The following is a 1,148-nucleotide window of genomic DNA, read 5'->3' as shown; positions in this document are numbered from 1 at the left end:
AACTGCGCCCGCAAGGGAATCCCCGCCGAGTCAAAACGTGGGGAAAACGCTCTAATGTGGGCACTATGTTGCCAAAGACCCAACGGAAGGTGCGCGCTCGACCAGTCATCGCCGAAAAGCAGTGGCCCGAATGGCGTTTTGAATAAGCCGCGCGGTATGATCTTTTGTGCCCCGTTCAAGAGCGATGTATGGTCCACAGTCCAGATAGCCCCATCGTCATCGCAGGCATCTTGCAGGAGCTCTTCCATCGCAGGCGGAAGTGTTATCGGGATATACATTGGGTTCCAGCGCGTCGGCAGGTCGTAGATCATGAATTTCCAGGCCGGCACTGGGAGCAGACTTCCGAGAAGTAAGAGGATACCGATTGCGCTCGTAAGTGGCCCTGGGGCGCCCGGCACAGCAGGGGTGTGCAGCCAGAATATGCAAACAACGCCAGCAGTGAATTGGGTAATAGCCGCGCCCCGAAACAGCTTTTTGTACCGAGCGACGCGCTTTTGCAGTGGCGCGAGGGCCTCGTTGCGTTGCTCGTTGGCTGTGCGCCTATCGGTGTCGCCGGCTGCGCTGAGGTAGGTCAGAGTGGAATTATCGAAAAAAGGCCGATCATAGAGGTATCTCACACGATCCCGGGGAAATCGAGCGCTCAGGTATTCTTCATACTTCGACTTGAGCTCGCCTGCTGCAATAGTTCCGAGACAGGTCCAGAGCAATAGTCCGACCAGCATAGCCGCGCCGTGTATCATCTCGGCTTGAGACGCTTTTATCATGATTGCCAGCCCGGTCGGAACCACGATGCAGCAGGCTGCTGGTTGGAAAAGATAAGTCAGCCGCGTCAACCATATGTAGTCGCGATCTTCGTGGGTCCATGAGGCCTTACGCTCGACAGTGGGTCCCTGAACTGCGCTTGCCTTGTCAAACTGCGTGTTCATATCCGAAGTCCCTTACTTCGAGCCACACTTCACCTTGCTCTGATCCCATCGGCGGTCGCGTCAATCCGATTTTCTGCTGTTCAATAGTCTTCGGCACGCATCAGAGTGACGACGCGCCGGGTGATCGAAGCGTCGGCAGGGTCTTCTGACCCATAGATCAGTTCAGCGTCGTAATAGATCCTATGCAGGCCGGATCGGCTATGCCGTTGTTCCGTCAAACCC

Annotated in this window: 2 protein-coding genes; both read right to left on the bottom strand. The window is 56.1% G+C overall.

Translation table 11 applies throughout. The features are described from left to right. Positions 1-926: hypothetical protein (locus AX692_RS19775; protein WP_155646334.1), on the bottom strand; the 926-nt coding region annotated here is incomplete at its 3' end. An 80-nt stretch (positions 927-1,006) separates the two neighbouring features. Beyond that, positions 1,007-1,144 (bottom strand): DUF3768 domain-containing protein, encoded by a 138-nt coding sequence (locus AX692_RS19770; protein WP_419470597.1) that lies wholly within the window; start codon positions 1,142-1,144, stop codon positions 1,007-1,009. Positions 1,145-1,148: the final 4 nt, after the last annotated feature.

The sequence above is a fragment of the Erythrobacter donghaensis genome (assembly GCF_001557325.1).
GTDB lineage: Bacteria > Pseudomonadota > Alphaproteobacteria > Sphingomonadales > Sphingomonadaceae > Erythrobacter > Erythrobacter donghaensis_B.
Note: the sequence above shows the minus strand (reverse complement) of the source record. Positions and strands in the feature narration are given on the sequence as shown.